Source organism: Microcoleus sp. w1-18aA5 (assembly GCF_036701705.1).
GTDB lineage: Bacteria > Cyanobacteriota > Cyanobacteriia > Cyanobacteriales > Microcoleaceae > Microcoleus.
Genome location: NZ_JAUPTE010000003.1, coordinates 17,793 through 34,029, shown reverse-complemented (window position 1 = coordinate 34,029; position 16,237 = coordinate 17,793). Strand labels below are relative to the sequence as shown.

General features: G+C 44.8%; 12 protein-coding genes. 4 read left to right on the top strand and 8 right to left on the bottom strand.

All coding sequences use genetic code 11. The annotated features are described in order from the left end of the window. Positions 1 to 45 precede the first annotated feature (45 nt). Genes Q5691_RS01850 through Q5691_RS01840 form a run of 3 tightly spaced genes read right to left on the bottom strand, consistent with a single transcriptional unit; the run spans position 46 to position 4,102 of the window. Complete coding sequence (locus Q5691_RS01850; protein ID WP_333343811.1) at positions 46 to 2,142, bottom strand: tetratricopeptide repeat protein; 2,097 nt, start codon at positions 2,140 to 2,142, stop codon at positions 46 to 48. 19 nt (positions 2,143 to 2,161) lie between these two features. Continuing rightward, positions 2,162 to 3,106 (bottom strand): Rpn family recombination-promoting nuclease/putative transposase, encoded by a 945-nt coding sequence (locus tag Q5691_RS01845; protein ID WP_333209234.1) that lies wholly within the window; start codon positions 3,104 to 3,106, stop codon positions 2,162 to 2,164. A gap of 60 nt (positions 3,107 to 3,166) precedes the next feature. Beyond that, a complete protein-coding gene (locus Q5691_RS01840) occupies positions 3,167 to 4,102 on the bottom strand; it encodes an NAD-dependent epimerase/dehydratase family protein (RefSeq protein WP_333343810.1) in 936 nt (311 codons plus the stop codon). Positions 4,103 to 4,504: 402 nt separating this feature from the next. Between Q5691_RS01840 and dnaG the strand changes: the two genes are divergently transcribed. After that, positions 4,505 to 6,523, top strand: a complete 2,019-nt coding sequence (gene dnaG / locus Q5691_RS01835; RefSeq protein WP_333343809.1) for a DNA primase — start codon at positions 4,505 to 4,507, stop codon at positions 6,521 to 6,523. Between the two features lie 157 nt (positions 6,524 to 6,680). On the opposite strand, the gene Q5691_RS01830 is transcribed toward dnaG, so the two are convergent. Further along, on the bottom strand, positions 6,681 to 7,196 hold the full coding sequence (locus Q5691_RS01830) for a pentapeptide repeat-containing protein (RefSeq protein ID WP_333042425.1): 516 nt from the start codon (positions 7,194 to 7,196) through the stop codon (positions 6,681 to 6,683). A 14-nt stretch (positions 7,197 to 7,210) separates the two neighbouring features. Between Q5691_RS01830 and Q5691_RS01825 the strand changes: the two genes are divergently transcribed. Beyond that, positions 7,211 to 7,840: a YraN family protein gene (locus tag Q5691_RS01825; protein WP_333209228.1), complete on the top strand. Its 630-nt coding sequence runs from the start codon at positions 7,211 to 7,213 to the stop codon at positions 7,838 to 7,840. Between the two features lie 198 nt (positions 7,841 to 8,038). On the opposite strand, the gene Q5691_RS01820 is transcribed toward Q5691_RS01825, so the two are convergent. After that, a complete protein-coding gene (locus Q5691_RS01820) occupies positions 8,039 to 8,428 on the bottom strand; it encodes a hypothetical protein (RefSeq protein WP_333057186.1) in 390 nt (129 codons plus the stop codon). Between the two features lie 157 nt (positions 8,429 to 8,585). Here Q5691_RS01820 and queA point away from each other — a divergent pair, with 157 nt between their 5' ends. Continuing rightward, on the top strand, positions 8,586 to 9,728 hold the full coding sequence (gene queA, locus Q5691_RS01815; protein ID WP_333209226.1) for a tRNA preQ1(34) S-adenosylmethionine ribosyltransferase-isomerase QueA: 1,143 nt from the start codon (positions 8,586 to 8,588) through the stop codon (positions 9,726 to 9,728). A gap of 42 nt (positions 9,729 to 9,770) precedes the next feature. Here queA and rpmF read toward each other — a convergent pair whose 3' ends face one another. Next, positions 9,771 to 9,944, bottom strand: coding sequence for a 50S ribosomal protein L32 (gene rpmF, locus Q5691_RS01810; RefSeq protein ID WP_006632406.1), 174 nt, complete (start codon positions 9,942 to 9,944; stop codon positions 9,771 to 9,773). A 180-nt stretch (positions 9,945 to 10,124) separates the two neighbouring features. Then, positions 10,125 to 10,601 carry a TM2 domain-containing protein gene (locus Q5691_RS01805; RefSeq protein ID WP_333209224.1) on the bottom strand — a complete coding sequence of 159 codons (477 nt, stop codon included), beginning with the start codon at positions 10,599 to 10,601 and terminating at the stop codon, positions 10,125 to 10,127. Between the two features lie 417 nt (positions 10,602 to 11,018). Between Q5691_RS01805 and acsF the strand changes: the two genes are divergently transcribed. Further along, positions 11,019 to 12,095: a magnesium-protoporphyrin IX monomethyl ester (oxidative) cyclase gene (acsF, locus tag Q5691_RS01800; protein WP_333309872.1), complete on the top strand. Its 1,077-nt coding sequence runs from the start codon at positions 11,019 to 11,021 to the stop codon at positions 12,093 to 12,095. A gap of 142 nt (positions 12,096 to 12,237) precedes the next feature. Here the strand turns inward: acsF and Q5691_RS01795 are convergent, their stop codons facing one another. Beyond that, positions 12,238 to 15,996, bottom strand: coding sequence for a CHAT domain-containing protein (locus Q5691_RS01795; RefSeq protein WP_333343808.1), 3,759 nt, complete (start codon positions 15,994 to 15,996; stop codon positions 12,238 to 12,240). Positions 15,997 to 16,237 lie beyond the last annotated feature (241 nt).

Below are 16,237 nucleotides of genomic sequence, written 5' to 3'. Positions count from 1 at the left end.
ATTGCTTCTTGTCAAACAAAGTCCGCTTAAGGTAACTAATAACAATTATTGTTGTTGTTCGGATTCTAGCGGACTTCTTCCTAGCTGACTTTCTGCCCGCTTTTTTGCTTCGATTGCCGCTCCGTAATCTGGTTTGTAGCGAATTGCTTTGTCATAGGAGGCGATCGCATCTTCGTATCTTTTTACCGCTACAAGTGCATTGCCGTGGCTGTACCAAGCTTCCGAGTAGTCAGGCTTGACATAGACGGCTTCATTGTAAGAGACGATCGCATCTTCGTACCGCTGCAAATTGTACTGAGCATTGCCTCTATTGTACCACGCTTGAAATTCTTTCGGGTTTAAATCTAAGGCTCTGCTGTAACACTGAATTGCTTGTTCGTACTTGCGTAATTCGTGGTATGACCAACCTAAATTGTACCACGCTTGATAATAATCAGGTTTTAATTTAACAGCTTTTTCGTAAGCTTCTACCGCTTCTTCATGCCTCCGCATTTTCAGCAAAGCGATGCCTTTACTGTACCAGCCTTGATAAAAATTGGGCTGAAACCGCACGGCTTTTTCGTAGGCTTCAAAAGCTTCTTGGTTTTTGTTTAATTCGAGGAAAACATTGCCTAAATTGTACCAAGCTTCAGAATTATCGAATTTAATTTCAACTGCTTTTTCATAGGATTCTACGGCTCGATCGTACTGTTTTAATTTTTGATAAGCTTGTCCCCGATTGTACCAAGCACCGTACAAATTGGGCTGAAACTGTACCGCTTTTTCGTAGGAGGCGATCGCTTCTTCGTACCGCTGCGAATCTAACAGACTATCGCCTCTGCCTTCCCAGGCGGAGGCATAGTCGGGCTGGATTTTCAAAGCGTTATCAAAAGATGCGATCGCCTCTTGAGACTGCTGCAATTTATCCAAAGCATAACCGCGTCCCGTCCAAGCTTCTAAGTATTCCGGCTTTAATTCTATGGCTTTATCATAAGCTGACTGCGATTCTTGGTATTTTTTCAATTTGTACAAAGTTTTGGCTTTTTCCTGCCACACTTCCGCGTAGTCAGGCCTGAGATTTATTGCTCGCTCATAAGCGGCCAGAGCTTCTTCAAATCGGCTTAAATTGTAAAGAGTATTACCTCGGTTGTACAGGTCAGTTGCATTGGCAGAATTAAAAGTGTTTACACCATAAATAGATGCTATAATACTGATGCCAATCAAACTCGCGATCGACAATATTTTTAAATACAGTTTTTTTCGGGATTTTACAGTCTTATTCGCAGCAGCAACCGGAGGCAATACAGGAACTGTACCGCTGAAAGAATTTTTCAATTCTTTAATAGCTTGCAGCGTTTCGCCGGCACTAGAATAACGTTGCCTAAAATCGTACTTTACCATCTTATCTAAAATCTTCGCAAATTCAGGACTGACTGATGTTTTGTCCTGCCAAATAATTTCCTCTGTATCGGGGTTCCTTGGCATTTGGTGAGGATTTATGCCAGTGAGGAACTGAATTGCGATCGCACCTGCGGCATAGATATCGCTGCTGAGTTTGGGGTTGCCGTGAGCTTGTTCGCTGGGCATATAACCGGGAGTACCAATGCTGACACTCAAGCTATTTTTGGGCTGAGACGTGGTGATTTGAGTAGTAATTTCTTTGACGGCGCCGAAGTCAATTAAAACTAATTTTCCGTCTCTATCTCTGCGGAGGATATTGCGGGGATTGACATCGCGGTGAATCACATTTTGCTGGTGTACAAAATCTAAAATTTCCAGAATTTCTTGCAATATACAAATAACTTGATCTTCCTGCATGACTCCCGCATTCCCATGAGAAGCGGGCGTAATTTCTTGACTTAAATCGTGACCTTCTATAAATTCTTGAACTAGATAAAACTCTTGATTCTCTTCAAAAAAAGCAAAAAGTCGGGGAATGCGATCGTGATTTCCCAACTTGTACAAAACTTGTGCTTCCGTATCGAATAAACGTCTAGCTACCTGTAGAGTTTCGGGATCTGTTGCTTGAGGTTTAAGCTGCTTGACGACGCAGAGGTGATTGCCTGGTAGCTGCTTATCTTCAGCTAAGTAAGTTTGAGCAAATCCGCCACCTCCCAAGTGACGGATAATGCTGTAGCGACTGCTGAGTGTGATTCCAAGCATGAGATTTACCTAATATTTCTTAGTCTTTTGGAGAATTAGCTTCTAACCAAGCTGTCAAATCTTCGGCGTTTGAAAAATCTAACAGGGCTTCTGCAAGATTTTCTAATTTGTGGATGGGCAATTTGCTAATTTTGGTTTGACTGTCGGGGTCTAGTTGACCTAAACAGCGACTCAGCAAACGCATAATTAACTTTACTTGTCCTTGTTGCTGGCCTTTTTGTTTTGCTTCTTCTTGCCCTTCTTTTCGACCGTCTTTTAGGGCTTCCTCAACCAAAGTTTGCATATCGTGCACAAAAAACTCTTGCTTCTGTAACGTATCAGATTCCTGAAAATTCAAATTACCCTCCTTAGCAATTTCAAAAGCTCTCTGAATTTGCGGAACTTCACTCATTTGTGCTGGAATTTCTTCTAAAATACCACAATGTTTGAGAAAGTAAATCCACTTATCTTTAATGGTTGTCAGTTGCTCCAATTTCTTATTGAATTTTGGCAATTCCACAAAAATCAACTCAATCTGATTGTAGGGATAATCAAACAGGTGAGTTTTTTCTTTGAAAACAAATCGTGAAGTAACATCTTGACAATTCTCAAACATTTCAAAGTCCGCTATCATCAAAGAAATTATAGGTTGAAATCCCTTGTACAATTCTCCCATCATTAATTGAGTCCCATAAGTCTTTGCACTATTGTACAAAACTAGCTTAGCCAATGTCTGCACGTATAGAACTTGGATTTCAATAATTATAGACGTGCCGTTGTTAAGTTTTGCTAGAATATCTAAGTAGCTATCTTTGGCTCCGAGTATTTGGAGGACAACATAAGGGTCGATGATCTCTAAGCTTTCAATTATGGGTTGCCCTTCATAGAGCATAGCATTCAAAAAACTAATCAGAAGCTCTGTATTTTTGGCCGAACCAAATATTTTATTGAATGCAAATCTAATTTTGGGGTTGATAAATCTCATGTTATTTTTCTCCTTAGACATTGGTATGGTGCGCGCTGCACACCATACTTTAATTCTACTTTAAACGGCTTTCAAAATCTCATCATCGACTGAAAAATCTATCTCGGCTTTGTCCCGTCCCGAAATGAGATAATCATTCTGGAATGAATCTTTTAGCCCCGAAACTAAGTCAAACTCCGGCTTCCAGCTAAGATCGGTGACAGCTTTATTAACTGAAGCAAAAAAGTGCTGCAATCTCATCGGGAAAGCTTTCTTTTTGCCGAAGTCAAATTGTTTCGGATCGTAGTGTACAATCTTAATAGCATCAGGGGATTTGCCTGCCGCTTGAATGCAGGCGCGGGCTAAACCGTCAAAGGTGACAAATCGATCGCCCGAAACGTTGTAAATTTGCCCGATCGCCCTTTCGTTCCCCAAAACCGCCGCCATTGCTTTAGCCAAATCCTGACAGTGCCCCAACTGCGTGAAGTGCATTCCGTTACCGGGAATCGGAATCGGTCGATCGCGCGCAATGCGATCGAAAAACCAAGCCTCTAAATCGTTATAATTTTGGGGGCCGTAAATGTAAGTCGGACGAATCGAAGTCCAAGGCAAACCGGACTCGGCCAAGTAATTTTCGGTTTCGCATTTACCCAAGTGCCGACTTTTAGGATCAGTAGCGTCCCCTTCGATATGAGGCATTTGATCCGATTTCAAATAAACCCCCGCAGAGCTCATGTAAACAAAGTGCTGCACCCGCCGTTTAAATATTTCAGCTAAAGGCTTTGTATCGCTGAGTTCGCGGCCGTTGTTGTCAAAAACCGCGTCAAACTCGACCGTCGATAACTTTTCTTTTAGTTGTTCGACATTTGTGCGATCGCCCTGAATCTGTTTTACGCCCGCCACCGGTACAGGCTTGTTGCCCCGGTTAAACAACACCACTTCATGCCCTTGTGCTGCTAAAATCTTAGTAAGATAAACCCCAATAAACCGAGTACCGCCCATCATTAAAATTCGCATTATTTTCGATGCTCCTTACAGTTAGTGTAAATATCTTACAATAAAGTTATGCCTTACGGAGAAACCTGGTTTTTAAAGAAAACACATATTAACAGCGATCAGCCCTGGTACAAAAAACCGGAACGCTTGAGTTTTTGTGTGCAATTCCTGAAAGTCAGTTTTATAATTTACTAAAGTGCGATCGCTCAAAATAAACATATAGCAATCCTTAAGACGATTAACACTTTTTCACTTGCTAAAACCATTGATTTTCTTCCTTCTTCCTTCTTCCTTCTGTTTACTAGATGGCAAAGCTGAAGAGTCTTATTCCTTCTTCCTGACATCCGTTACATCTTGTACATTGCTCGTTGCCGAACTTCCTTCTTCCTTCCGCTATACTTTCAATTTGCCTAAAATAGCCCTATGCAAGTTCCCCGGCTGCATCCAGAAACAATCGAAGAAGTCAAACAAAGAGCCGACATAGTAGACGTTATTTCCGGTCGCGTCGTGTTGCGAAAACGCGGCAAAGAATTTGTAGGTCTGTGTCCTTTTCACGACGAAAAATCTCCCAGCTTTACTGTCAGTCCCGGCAAACAAATGTATTATTGTTTCGGCTGCGGTGCAGGTGGCAATGCTTTTAAGTTTCTCATGGAATTGGAGAAACGCTCTTTCAGCGAAGTAGTATTAGAATTAGCTAAAAATTATCAAGTTCCCGTCAAAACTGTCGAACCGGAACACCGACAAGAATTGCAGCGGCAAATTTCTCTGCGGGAACAACTCTATGAAATCTCAGCGCTAACAGCCAACTTTTACGAACACGCTTTGCGACAAACCCAAGGAGAAGAACCCTTAGCATATCTCAAATCAGAGCGACAGCTAAGCGAAGAAACTATCCAACAATTTCAATTAGGTTATGCACCCCAAGGTTGGGAAGCACTTTACAGTTATTTAGTAGAACAGAAAAACTATCCGGCGCAATTAGTAGAACAAGCTGGATTAATTGTACCCCGAAAAAATGGCGGCAGCGGTTATTACGATCGCTTCCGCAATCGCATTATGATTCCCATTCGCGACACCCAAGGCAGAGTAATCGGTTTCGGCGGCCGAGCTCTCGGCGACGAACAGCCGAAATACCTCAATTCTCCCGAAACAGAACTCTTCGATAAAGGCAAAACTTTATTCGCCTTAGATACAGCAAAAACAGCCATTAGCAAAGCCGATCGCGCAGTGGTTGTAGAGGGGTACTTTGATGCGATCGCACTTCAAGCAGCAGGCATCTCCAACGCCGTCGCTTCCCTCGGCACAGCCTTAAGTTTAAACCAAGTGCGGCAGTTATTGCGGTACACGGACTCCAAACAAATTATCCTCAACTTCGACGCCGACAAAGCAGGAACTCAAGCAGCAGAACGCGCTATTGGAGAAATAGAAAAACTCGCTTATCAAGGAGAAGTCCAACTGCGGGTGCTCAACATTCCCGACGGCAAAGATGCCGACGAATATCTCAAAACATACTCCCCAGAACAATATCGAGAATTGCTGGAAAATGCTCCCTTGTGGCTCGACTGGCAATTGCAACAAATGCTCGTCAATCAAGATTTGAAGCAAGCCGATACTTCCCAGCAAGTCACCAAAAAAATCATTAATTTATTAACCAATATCACTGACGACAATCAGTTAGCACATTACCTGCAAAAATGTGCAGAAATTCTCAGCAAAGGAGATTTTAGACTCACAAAAATGATCGCTGAAAACTTGCTCAATCAAGTAGTTAGCGATTGGGCAAAGCGGCAGAGTCAAGACGAATCATTGACAATGCCCCTGTTAATCAGAAACAAGCTGAAGCCGAACAAACAATATAAAAAGCAACGTGCAAGCAGCGACAACAAAAGCTCAAAATCCAGCTTATCTGCCGTAGCCCGCAGTCTTTTAGAAGAAGCAGAAGCGCAATTATTGCAGATTTATTTGCACTGTCCCGAATACCGCCAAGATGTCAGAGAAGCAATAGAAGCTAGAGACGTACAGTTTAGCCTTTCTCACCACAGATTTTTGTGGCACCAGATTGTGAATGCAGAAATATTGCACAAAATGTCTTTACAAGTAGCGCCTTCTGAGTTAATATTGAAATTGCAAGATAGCTTCATTGAATATCCAAATCAACTCAATCAAATCTCGCATTTATTTCACTTAAATGAGTTCTCAGAAAGAAACGTTTATCGCGCACCTCTAGTCATTAGATCTGCCCTCGCCTGTATCGAGCAAATTATCAGCATGAAGCGCCGCAGGATTGCACTCAATATGTGGGAAAAAGCCAAGGCCGCTAGCAGTGGCGAAGAGGCTATAGAATATCACCAACTATTCTGTGCCGAACAAGAATGGCTCAAGGAATTAGAGAGGCTGCGTCAAGTTAATTTTTACGATTTAACATCCGTACCTTGGGGCTAATACTCTTTTAGATTTTAGATTTTAGATTGGGGATGACTCGTTCGATAGATGTTGGAAGGTTGCCTGCGGTTACATTGTTTTAACTTAGATAAGTAAAAAATTCCTTAGTACAAGCTTGTTTGTACTAAGGACTTTATTCCTTTATTCAACGAGCATTTTAATAGTCGCAAAAAAGAGTTTCGCGAGTATCTCTACCTGTCACTGGATTAGTACCTTTTGCCACTTTACAAAGTTTTTCTATCATATCGTCTCGCAGCAGTGTCTCAGTAAAATCAGCACCGTCAATAATAGCTCCTTCCAGCCTGGTATTGTAAGCGAAAGCACCCTCAAGGATAGCATTAGTTAAATTCGCTTTCATCATGCGAGCCAAATCTAAAGTCGCACCCGTGAAATTAGCGCCTTCTAAATTTGCTTCTTCCATATTGGCTGCAAAAAAGCTGACGCCCCGCAAATCTGCATTAGTAAAATTGCTGTTGCGAAGATTGGCTTTATTAAAGCTGTCGTCAGTCAGAACTTGGCCAGTAAAATCAGCGCCGACTAGGATTTCTTTGTCGTGATCCAAAGCGAAAGCAGGTGCGGGATTAATACCGATCGCCCCAGCGGCAATTACTGCTAAAATAACAAAACTCAGCAAGAAAGTATAAATATGTTGGCGAATTCGAGAAATCATCATACAAGTTCAAGCTAATGAGCAGTCGTGACAGTTCAGAATTGAATTCTACCAGAAAGCGCGTCAAGCGTAGCTATCCCGTAGGGAATCGCCCGCTTGCCACCGCTGACTCCAATTCCCCCCAATCCCCAAACTCTAGGGATATCGGCACATTGGGAGAAAACTTAGTTGCCGACTGGTTGCAGCAGCAAGGTTGGGAAATCCTGCACCGGCAGTGGCACTGTCGCTGGGGAGAGATTGATATCATCGCACTCGGAAGAGATGAAGAAAGCGAAATCAACAGAGGTAACGAAAATTCCCCATTCCCCATTCCCCATTCCCCATTCCCCATTCCCCATTCCCAAACATTAGCATTTGTTGAGGTAAAAACTCGCCGTCGAGGAAATTGGGATGCTGGTGGAATGTTGGCTATTAATACCACAAAACAAGCCAAACTTTGGCAAACAGCCGAAATATTTTTAAGCACTCATGCAGATTTAGCCAATAATTATTGTCGTTTTGATGTCGCTTTAGTCAGGTGCGAACCTTTACAACAAAACACTAAGCAAATATTACCACCATTAACTGCAGCGCATTCTCTATCCGCCGTTGCAGGTAACTACCGACTCACCCTGCAAGAATACATTCGCTCGGCTTTTAGCATTTAAAAATATATAATTAAAATTTAGAGGGTAAAATCTCAAACCAATGCCAGTAGGTAATTTTTAATTGTTAACTTGCCTAGGCTGTCGCGCATTTTTCTCTTGAGATTTAACGGAGCTGAAAAAAGCGTTAAATCTTCTCCCGCTTGCCCATTCTCTCCCTCTCCTGTTCTGCCATCACAGTTAATGTATATGCGTAGCAATCTAGGCCAGAGTTTCCGGGCAATATCCCAGACCCTTGACAAACTGCTGGCGAAACGCTTCAATTTCTTTGCGGTCAGGGCAGCCGTGACAAACCACTGCCACCTGGTAGCGGCGCATCACGCTCAGCGGCGACTGTCCCGTTTCCAAACTCCAAAGCGCCATTTGCAAGCGAATTTCAGGATCGTAAGGAATCCCGAGTTCGTTCATAAAAGCCCGAAAATCCCCGTGCATTTCGGGAGTTAAATATTGGCTCATTTTCACCTTTACCACCCATCCGTCAATTTGGTGAATAACAGTGATAAATTGCAAAGGAAGATGATGAGCCGTGCGTAGGTAATCCACGACTCTCAGAGTAAGGCTAGTATTGGCGATGTAGTAGAGGTATTCCATAACGATCCTTATGAGCCTTATGAGCAAAGCTGATGCTATACCTCTATCGTCGCGGACTCTACCCGCCACCACAAGGGGAAAAGCACCCGACTTTGAATGGGGGTTTTTACCCAATTTGTTACCCAGTTGACAGATCGATCGCACAGGAATTCACTCGATGACAGAGATGGACTGGTCTTTGGACGGCTACGACTACGAACTCCCGCCCTCGCGCATTGCCCAAAATCCCGTAGTGCCGAGGGACAGTTCTCGCTTGCTGGCTGTAGATTCTCCCAGCAGCCACCAACACCGGATTTTCAGGGATTTACCCGATTTGCTGCAACCGGGCGACTTGCTGGTACTCAACAACACCCGCGTGCTGCCAGCGAGACTCTACGGGCACAAACCCAACGGCCCGGCTGTGGAGATATTGTTGATGGAAGAACGGCAGCACAACTGTTGGCTGGCTTTGGTTAAACCGGGGAAACGCTTAAAGTTGGGAGCAAAAATTGAGTTTGATCCCATCGCCCCTGCCTGTGAGGACTCGACCACAGCTCCTTGCTGCTGCCTTCCCGATGCCACGATGCCCCCCCATCGTCGTCGATTGACTGCAACAGTTATAGAGAGGGACGACGCAACAGGGGGACGGCTGCTGGAGTTTGACATCCCCACTGATGAGAATCTGGTGAAGTTTTTGGACGAATACGGCCACGTACCCCTGCCACCCTACATCGAAAATTCCCAAGCTTCAGCGGAACAGTACCAGACTGTTTATGCCGATCGCCTTGGGGCGGTGGCGGCCCCCACAGCAGGCCTGCACTTCACCGAAGAATTGTTCAGCCGCTTGGAACAGCGGGGAATCGAAAAAACTTTTGTCACCTTACACGTCGGAGTAGGGACGTTTCGCCCGGTGGAGGTAGCAGACGTGACGGCTCACAAAATGCACGGCGAATGGGTGGAAGTACCCCCCGGCACCGTTGAAAAAATCCGGGAAACTAAAGCCAGAGGCGGGCGGATCATTGCCGTGGGTACAACAGCAGTGCGAGCTTTAGAGGGAGCCGCAGCCGCGAGTGGCGATTTTTCCTTGCAACCTTTTTGTGGCCCGACCCATTTGTTTATCTACCCTGGTTACAAGTGGCGGGTTGTAGAGGGGATGATTACCAATTTTCACTTGCCCCGCTCTACTTTGATGATGATGATAAGTGCGATGATTGGAAGGCTTCGGCTGTTGGATTTGTACCGAGAAGCGATCGAGCATCAGTACCGCTTTTATTCCTTTGGCGATGCCATGCTGATTTTACCAGCAGCAAAAAAGGATTGATCGATCGGGCATCGGGTTCGCCCCATGCCCGGTATTCCGTTTCTATTCTTCCTCCTCTTCTTCATTGCCGGGATACACGAAGCTGTTGGAACGTCCAGTTAGAACAGATTTGCCCAGAGACAGAGCTTTCTGAGCTGCCACTACAGCTTTGCGCTTCCATGTGGCCTTACGCATATTCTTCTTGGATTTGGAGGTTTTCTTCTTAGGGACTGCCATGACGCTAAATACTTTTTGCTTGCTTATATAGACAAACAAACATTCTAGCCGATTTTGTCGGCAATGCTTACTCGAAAAACCCCAATAACTGCTCGGTAAGCAATATCAAGTAGTAGGGTGCGTCAGCGATTAGCTTCTGGAAAAATAGACCAAATCCCATAGGTAACGCACCCGCAGCAGCTAAAGTTCGTGAAAGTGGTAGATCACAACGCCAGTTACGGCATCGTTCTCGATACTCACATAACCCGTTTTGAGCATTGCCGTGAAAGCCTCTTCCACTTCGGCAAAAGTAGCGCCGGTTGCCATCACCCCTTGGGTAACAGATAATCTTCCGTTCTTGGTATAAGCTGCCTTCAGGAGTTTAACCCCTAACTGGTCTGGAGTTGGCTTGGGGTATGTCGCGGCGATCGCCCCGCTGACTGGATATAGCGGTATACCTTCGCGAGATACGCCGAGTTTGCCCCTGAGACTGGCATTGCGTTCGTCCACCATGTTCGGCAGCAGCAGCAAGTCAAACAATTGCCCAAACCCAAACAAACCAAAGGTAAACAGCCACAGCAAACCCGTACCAATCTTGCCGTTGTAGAGGCGGTGGAGTCCGAATGGGCCGAAAAAACAAGCTGCCCATAAAAGGTAACTAACACCTAAATTGCTCATTTTCTGACCGTCCTGCCTGATAATTCTAAGAATTGGAGTCCCTGTATACATTTTGTACTTTCTATCTGGTCTTTGAACAGTTTGACACCAGCAGATATTTGTGCATAGTCCGAAGTTATTGTTTATTTACTACCAATTCCCCATGCCCTATGCCCCATGCCCCATGCCCCATGCCCCATGCCCCATGCCCCATGAGTAATTTTGCGTAGCAATTCTTAACGCCCGCAACATATTTGCGCGGGCGAGAGCTTGGTAAACTGGAGGGCGTGGAAATTACAGCAGCTTAGACCTGGATTCCACACGGAGCGCCAAACCAAGCGCGCCGCCAGCGCTGGCCGGAAATACACGAGCGCGATCGCCCGCAGTACCCGACAATGGAAACAAGCGAGTAGTTATAAGCAGAAATCCAATAAAAATATGGTAGATTCCCTCAAAAAACCCACTTTTGAAGAACTGCGGCCGGGAGTGAAAGCCCCAGCCAAAGAAACTATTCTCACGCCGAGATTTTACACAACAGATTTTGACGAGATGGCCAAAATGGACATCTCGGTAAATGAAGCCGAACTAGAAGCAATTATCCAAGAGTTCCGCGTTGACTACAACAAAAACCACTTCGTGCGGGATGAGGAGTTCGCTCAATCTTGGGATCACATTGACGGCGAAAAACGCCAGTTGTTCATTGAGTTTCTAGAACGTTCATGCACCGCTGAGTTTTCTGGGTTCTTGCTTTACAAAGAATTGGGACGCAGGCTCAAAGACAAAAATCCAGTGCTCGCCGAGGGTTTCAACCTGATGTCGCGCGACGAAGCGCGGCACGCCGGATTCCTCAACAAAGCGCTGTCCGACTTTAATTTGTCCCTGGATTTAGGTTTCTTGACAAAGAGCCGCAGTTACACATTCTTTAAGCCGAAGTTTATTTTCTACGCGACTTACTTGTCTGAAAAGATCGGTTATTGGCGCTACATCACGATTTATCAGCACTTAAAAGCCCATCCTGAAGACCAGATTTATCCGATTTTCCGATTCTTTGAAAATTGGTGCCAGGATGAAAACCGCCACGGAGATTTCTTCGATGCCGTGATGAGAGCTCAGCCTCAGATGTTGAACGATTGGCGCGCTAAGCTTTGGTGCCGTTTCTTCTTGCTGTCAGTGTTCGCGACAATGTATCTCAATGATATCCAGCGCGCGGGTTTTTATCGATCGCTCGGTCTCGATGCTCGCGAATACGACATCGAAGTGATTAAAAAGACCAACGAAACAGCAGGCCGCGTATTCCCCGTCATGCTGGACGTGAACAATCCAGAATTTTATGAACGGCTGGATATTTGCCTCAAGAACAATCAGAAGTTGACTGCAATTGTTGCTTCTAATACTCCGAAATTCTTGCAATTCTTCCAAAAATTGCCTTTGTATCTGTCGAACGGCTGGCAATTAGTGAAGCTGTACTTCATGAAAACAATTGAATCACCTTCAGTACAGGGCGCTGTGCGTTAAGTTTTGATTTTTCATCCTCTGTGACGGCGGTTCTGCGACAAGCAGAACCGCTTTTTTTTGGTATCCAGATTCACCGCAAAAAGTTCTCGCCCGACTTACAGTCGCCCGGAATTGGAATTAATGCTGGTTTCTTTCATAAAATTTATCGCCATTCCCCCTGAAGGTTAAAAGCCGCCCAATAATAAGGAGAACGCCACTTTTCCTGCTTCCACATTTCGAGTTGCGCCGCCCTTAAAGCAGCCGCTGGCGTTAACCCTTTTTGCAGCATTCCCTGATAGAAACTCGACATTAAGTTAGCCGTTCCTTCATCATCCACATTCCATAAACTCACCACAACTCGCTTCGCCCCTGCATACATAAATCCCCGCGTTAATCCTACCATGCCCTCGCCTTGGATGTTCTGCCCTAATCCGGTTTGACAGGCACTTAACACTACTAAATCGGCTGCTAACTTCAGATTGAAAATATCAGTAAGTCGCAGGAATCCGTTTAAAGGGTTGCCCTTTTCATCTATCAGCGACAAGATGATTCCTGATAGTTCCGGGTTAGTGCTATTCGCTAAACCGTGAGTGGCAAAATGAATGATTTTATATTGGCTTAAGTTCTGACTGGTTGCTGCGGCGCGGCTGGCTGCAAAATCCAAAGATGCGGTGCGAGAATTGGCCGGAACTAACGCTTGAATGATTTGAGCTTCTTGGCGTGTAAATTTTAAACGGCTCAACTGTATGTTATTGGCGCGGCTAGAGCGGCTTAAACCGAGATTTACTGATTCTATTGCTTGGGGATTGGCGCTATTAGACTGGGTTCTGACTCGTTCATCGTCACCGCTAAAAACTGGATCGGCGAGCATTGCTAAAGTCCGAGTTGGGGGTTGTCTGTCATTGTAGTTTTGTCTTAAGATTCCCAAGGTGGAGGCGGAAGGCAGCAGCACGATTTCATGGTCTACAATTAAAGGCGGATTCGGATTTTTACCGGGTGTTTCGGGGAGCGAAAGGGCGGAAAAGGGGAGGTAATTGAGAATGCCATCGCCAACAATCAGCAGGCGCTTTTGACCGAGTTGTGCTGCTACGGGCTGTAAAATAATTTGACTAAGCGTGTTGTTAGCTTCAGCAACTCGAGCGGGAATGTTTCGGTAGAGCGGGCTAGTCACAGCATTGCGGAAATTGCGGGCGGCTTTTTCGATGTCAACCTGTTTGGGCAATTCATAACTGGTGATACTGGTTTTAGTCACAGCCCAGAGATAGCTGCGATTTTTCCCTAAAGAATACTGGAGTAAAATGGTATTGTCATCGAGGATTTGTTGTTGAATCTGTGCCAGCGTTAGAGGTTGCGGTTGGGTGAGGGTGGCGTACCGAGGACTGGTGGAGCGGATTTGGGCTTGAATGTCCTGATATTGTCCTAGTAAAGTTTGCCGTTTTTGGTCTAATTCTGCTTTTTCTGCGGGGGTATGATTGGGGCGGCTTATAGTTTCGATCCGCCGTGTTTCTAAGGCATCGAGTTGCTGTTGTAAATTGCGTTCTTGCTGCAATAATTCCGGGGCGACACCTTGGCGAATATCGGCGTTTGCTTCTTGAAGAAGTTCTAGGAGGCTGCGGGCGCGGGAACTTTCGCTGGCTTCTAAGGCTTTGCGATCGTAACCAGAGTTGGGATTGGCTTTGTGCAGTTCCATTAACAGGTCAATGTATAACTGGTAATAGTGTTGTACGGTGGCAAAGTATGAGATGCGGAGCTCGTGGTTGGTAATTTTTGTGCGGAGGTTTTCGATGATTTTGATGGAGGTTTCAATGTCAGTGATGGCTGCGATTAAATTGCCTCGATCGCCTTTGAGAATAGCCCTATTGTAGAGGGTGAGGGCTTCCCCAGGACGATCGCCCACAGTGCGAAACAGCGGCAGGGCTTGGTTGAAATATTCTTCTGCTTTCTCCAGTTTTCCCAATTCTGAGTAAGTATTACCTACATTGTTGAGGCTGTTGGCTTCTCCACGCCTATCGCCCGCTTTTTGTCTCAAATCTAGGGCTTGTTTGTAGTAGTCGAGGGCTGTTTGTTTTTCTCCCAAATCTGAATAGACTAAGCCAATATTGTTGAGGATAGTGGCTTCCTTAGTCCGATCGCCCATAGCGCGGAATAAGGTAAGGGCTTGGTTAAAATACTCTTTTGCTTTCTGTTTTTCTCCAAAATCTTTGTAGGCTAAGCCGATGTTGTTGAGTGTGGTGGCTTCCGCAGTGCGATTGACCGAAGATCTATCGCTGTTTGCGGGTAGGTTCGAGATGTTGCTGAGGTTGATACTTGCTTCAGGGCGATCGCCCATTTCCCGAATTAAGGAAAGGACTTGGTTATAGTAGTCGATGGCTTGCTGTTTCTCTCCCAAAGCATAGTAGAAGGCGCCGATATTGTTGAGGATGAGGGCTTGCATCTGGCGATCGCCTACAGTCTGAGACCCAGAAAGGGCTTGCTTGTAGTAGTTCAGGGCTTGCTGTCTTTCTCCTAATCTATTACTAATCAAGCCCATTATATTCAGCGTCTTAGCTTCCTTGTCCCGATTTCTAAGCATTTGATAAAGCGAACGCGCTGCATCAAACTTTTGCAATGCCTCCTGGTAAGATGCTGCTGTTTCCCGATCGAATAGTCGCCCAGCTTCCTCAACCAATCGCTCGGCTTCATCTGTTTTTTGATTTAATCGTTGTTTGTTTTTCTCAATTAATCGATCGGCTTCTCCATCCGGGATTTGATTTCTACTGACATCGAGGGTGGTCAGATATACCAATCCCGCTAAAGGTTTGATATCTGCGATTTGATTTCTACTGAGGTGTAGGGCGGTCAGATTTGTCAATCCCGCTAAAGGTTTGATATCTGCGATTTGATTGGATTCGAGGAAAAGCAGTATCAGATTGGCAAATCCCGATAATGGTTTCACATCTGCAATTTTATTGTCACCCAAATAAAGAAAATTTAACTCAGTCATTCTCGATAAAGGTGTCACATCTAAAATTTGATTAGATGCGAGGGACAGCTTTGTTAGATTAGTTAATCCAACTAAAGGTTTTACATCTACGATTTGATTGGCTTCGAGGAAAAGGTCTGTCAGATTAGTCAGCCCCGATAATGGTTTCACGTCTGAGATTTGATTGAAATTGAGGACGAGAGAGCTCAGATTAGTCAGTCCCGATAAGGGTTGCACATCTGTTATTTGATTTATACTGAGGTTGAGCCTTCTCAGATTGGTGAATTTTGATAATGGTTTGATATCGACTATTTGATTGTCAGCTAGGTAAAGTAGTGTGAGATTAGTCAGTCCCGATAATGGTTTCACGTCTGAGATTTGATTGTCACCCAAATAAAGAAAATTTAACTCAGTCATTCTCGATAAAGGTGTCACATCTACAATTTGATTAGCTTCGAGGGACAGCTTTGTTAGATTAGTTAATCCCGCTAAAGGTTTTACATCTACGATTTGATTAGCTTCGAGGAAAAGGTCTGTCAGATTAGTCAGCCCCGATAATGGTTTCACGTCTGAGATTTGATTGAAATTGAGGACGAGGGATCTCAGATTAGTCAGTCCCGATAAGGGTTGCACATCTGTTATTTGATTTGTACTGAGGTTGAGCTCTCTCAGATTGGTGAATTTTGATAATGGTTTGATATCGACTATTTGATTGCGAATTAGGGAAAGTTCTGTGAGATTAGTCAGTGCTGTTTGAGCGCGATCGCACTCTTGTGTTTTTGCTTTTGATAGCAACACCTCCACCGTATGTCTGGTTCCAGGGGGCAAATTCTCTTTGTTTGTACAAAAATCAGCAAAAGTTTCAAATGTCTGGGGATTTGGCGCCGCGGCAGATCCCATCAGGATAGTCGCACCTACAGCTAACCCCCAACGCCCCCAAATCGAAAGTATGGGATTCATAAGCACTCGCTCAAAAAAGACATGATTAGCTGCTATCATAATCTATCGCACCTTGTGATGCACCCTTTTCCTTCCTGCTTGCCAATTAGATCGGGAGTATTTGGTGAAACAATAGTCGCTACTGCTTCTCGCTGCACTCTCCAAGCATTATTATAAACCGGGTTTAAGAAACTGGGTTTTTCCAAAAAACCCGGTTTATAATTAAAAATTCGGTTTCTGCACAAGTCCTATTTTACGTTAC

Bases quoted from the DNA above. Each gene is read 5' to 3' on its own strand.
- Q5691_RS01850 (WP_333343811.1), bottom strand. From the start codon at position 2,142: ATGCTTGGAATCACACTCAGCAGTCGCTACAGCATTATCCGTCACTTG.
- Q5691_RS01845 (WP_333209234.1), bottom strand. From the start codon at position 3,106: ATGAGATTTATCAACCCCAAAATTAGATTTGCATTCAATAAAATATTT.
- Q5691_RS01840 (WP_333343810.1), bottom strand. From the start codon at position 4,102: ATGCGAATTTTAATGATGGGCGGTACTCGGTTTATTGGGGTTTATCTT.
- dnaG (WP_333343809.1), top strand. From the start codon at position 4,505: ATGCAAGTTCCCCGGCTGCATCCAGAAACAATCGAAGAAGTCAAACAA.
- Q5691_RS01830 (WP_333042425.1), bottom strand. From the start codon at position 7,196: ATGATGATTTCTCGAATTCGCCAACATATTTATACTTTCTTGCTGAGT.
- Q5691_RS01825 (WP_333209228.1), top strand. From the start codon at position 7,211: ATGAGCAGTCGTGACAGTTCAGAATTGAATTCTACCAGAAAGCGCGTC.
- Q5691_RS01820 (WP_333057186.1), bottom strand. From the start codon at position 8,428: ATGGAATACCTCTACTACATCGCCAATACTAGCCTTACTCTGAGAGTC.
- queA (WP_333209226.1), top strand. From the start codon at position 8,586: ATGACAGAGATGGACTGGTCTTTGGACGGCTACGACTACGAACTCCCG.
- rpmF (WP_006632406.1), bottom strand. From the start codon at position 9,944: ATGGCAGTCCCTAAGAAGAAAACCTCCAAATCCAAGAAGAATATGCGT.
- Q5691_RS01805 (WP_333209224.1), bottom strand. From the start codon at position 10,601: ATGAGCAATTTAGGTGTTAGTTACCTTTTATGGGCAGCTTGTTTTTTC.
- acsF (WP_333309872.1), top strand. From the start codon at position 11,019: ATGGTAGATTCCCTCAAAAAACCCACTTTTGAAGAACTGCGGCCGGGA.
- Q5691_RS01795 (WP_333343808.1), bottom strand. From the start codon at position 15,996: ATGAATCCCATACTTTCGATTTGGGGGCGTTGGGGGTTAGCTGTAGGT.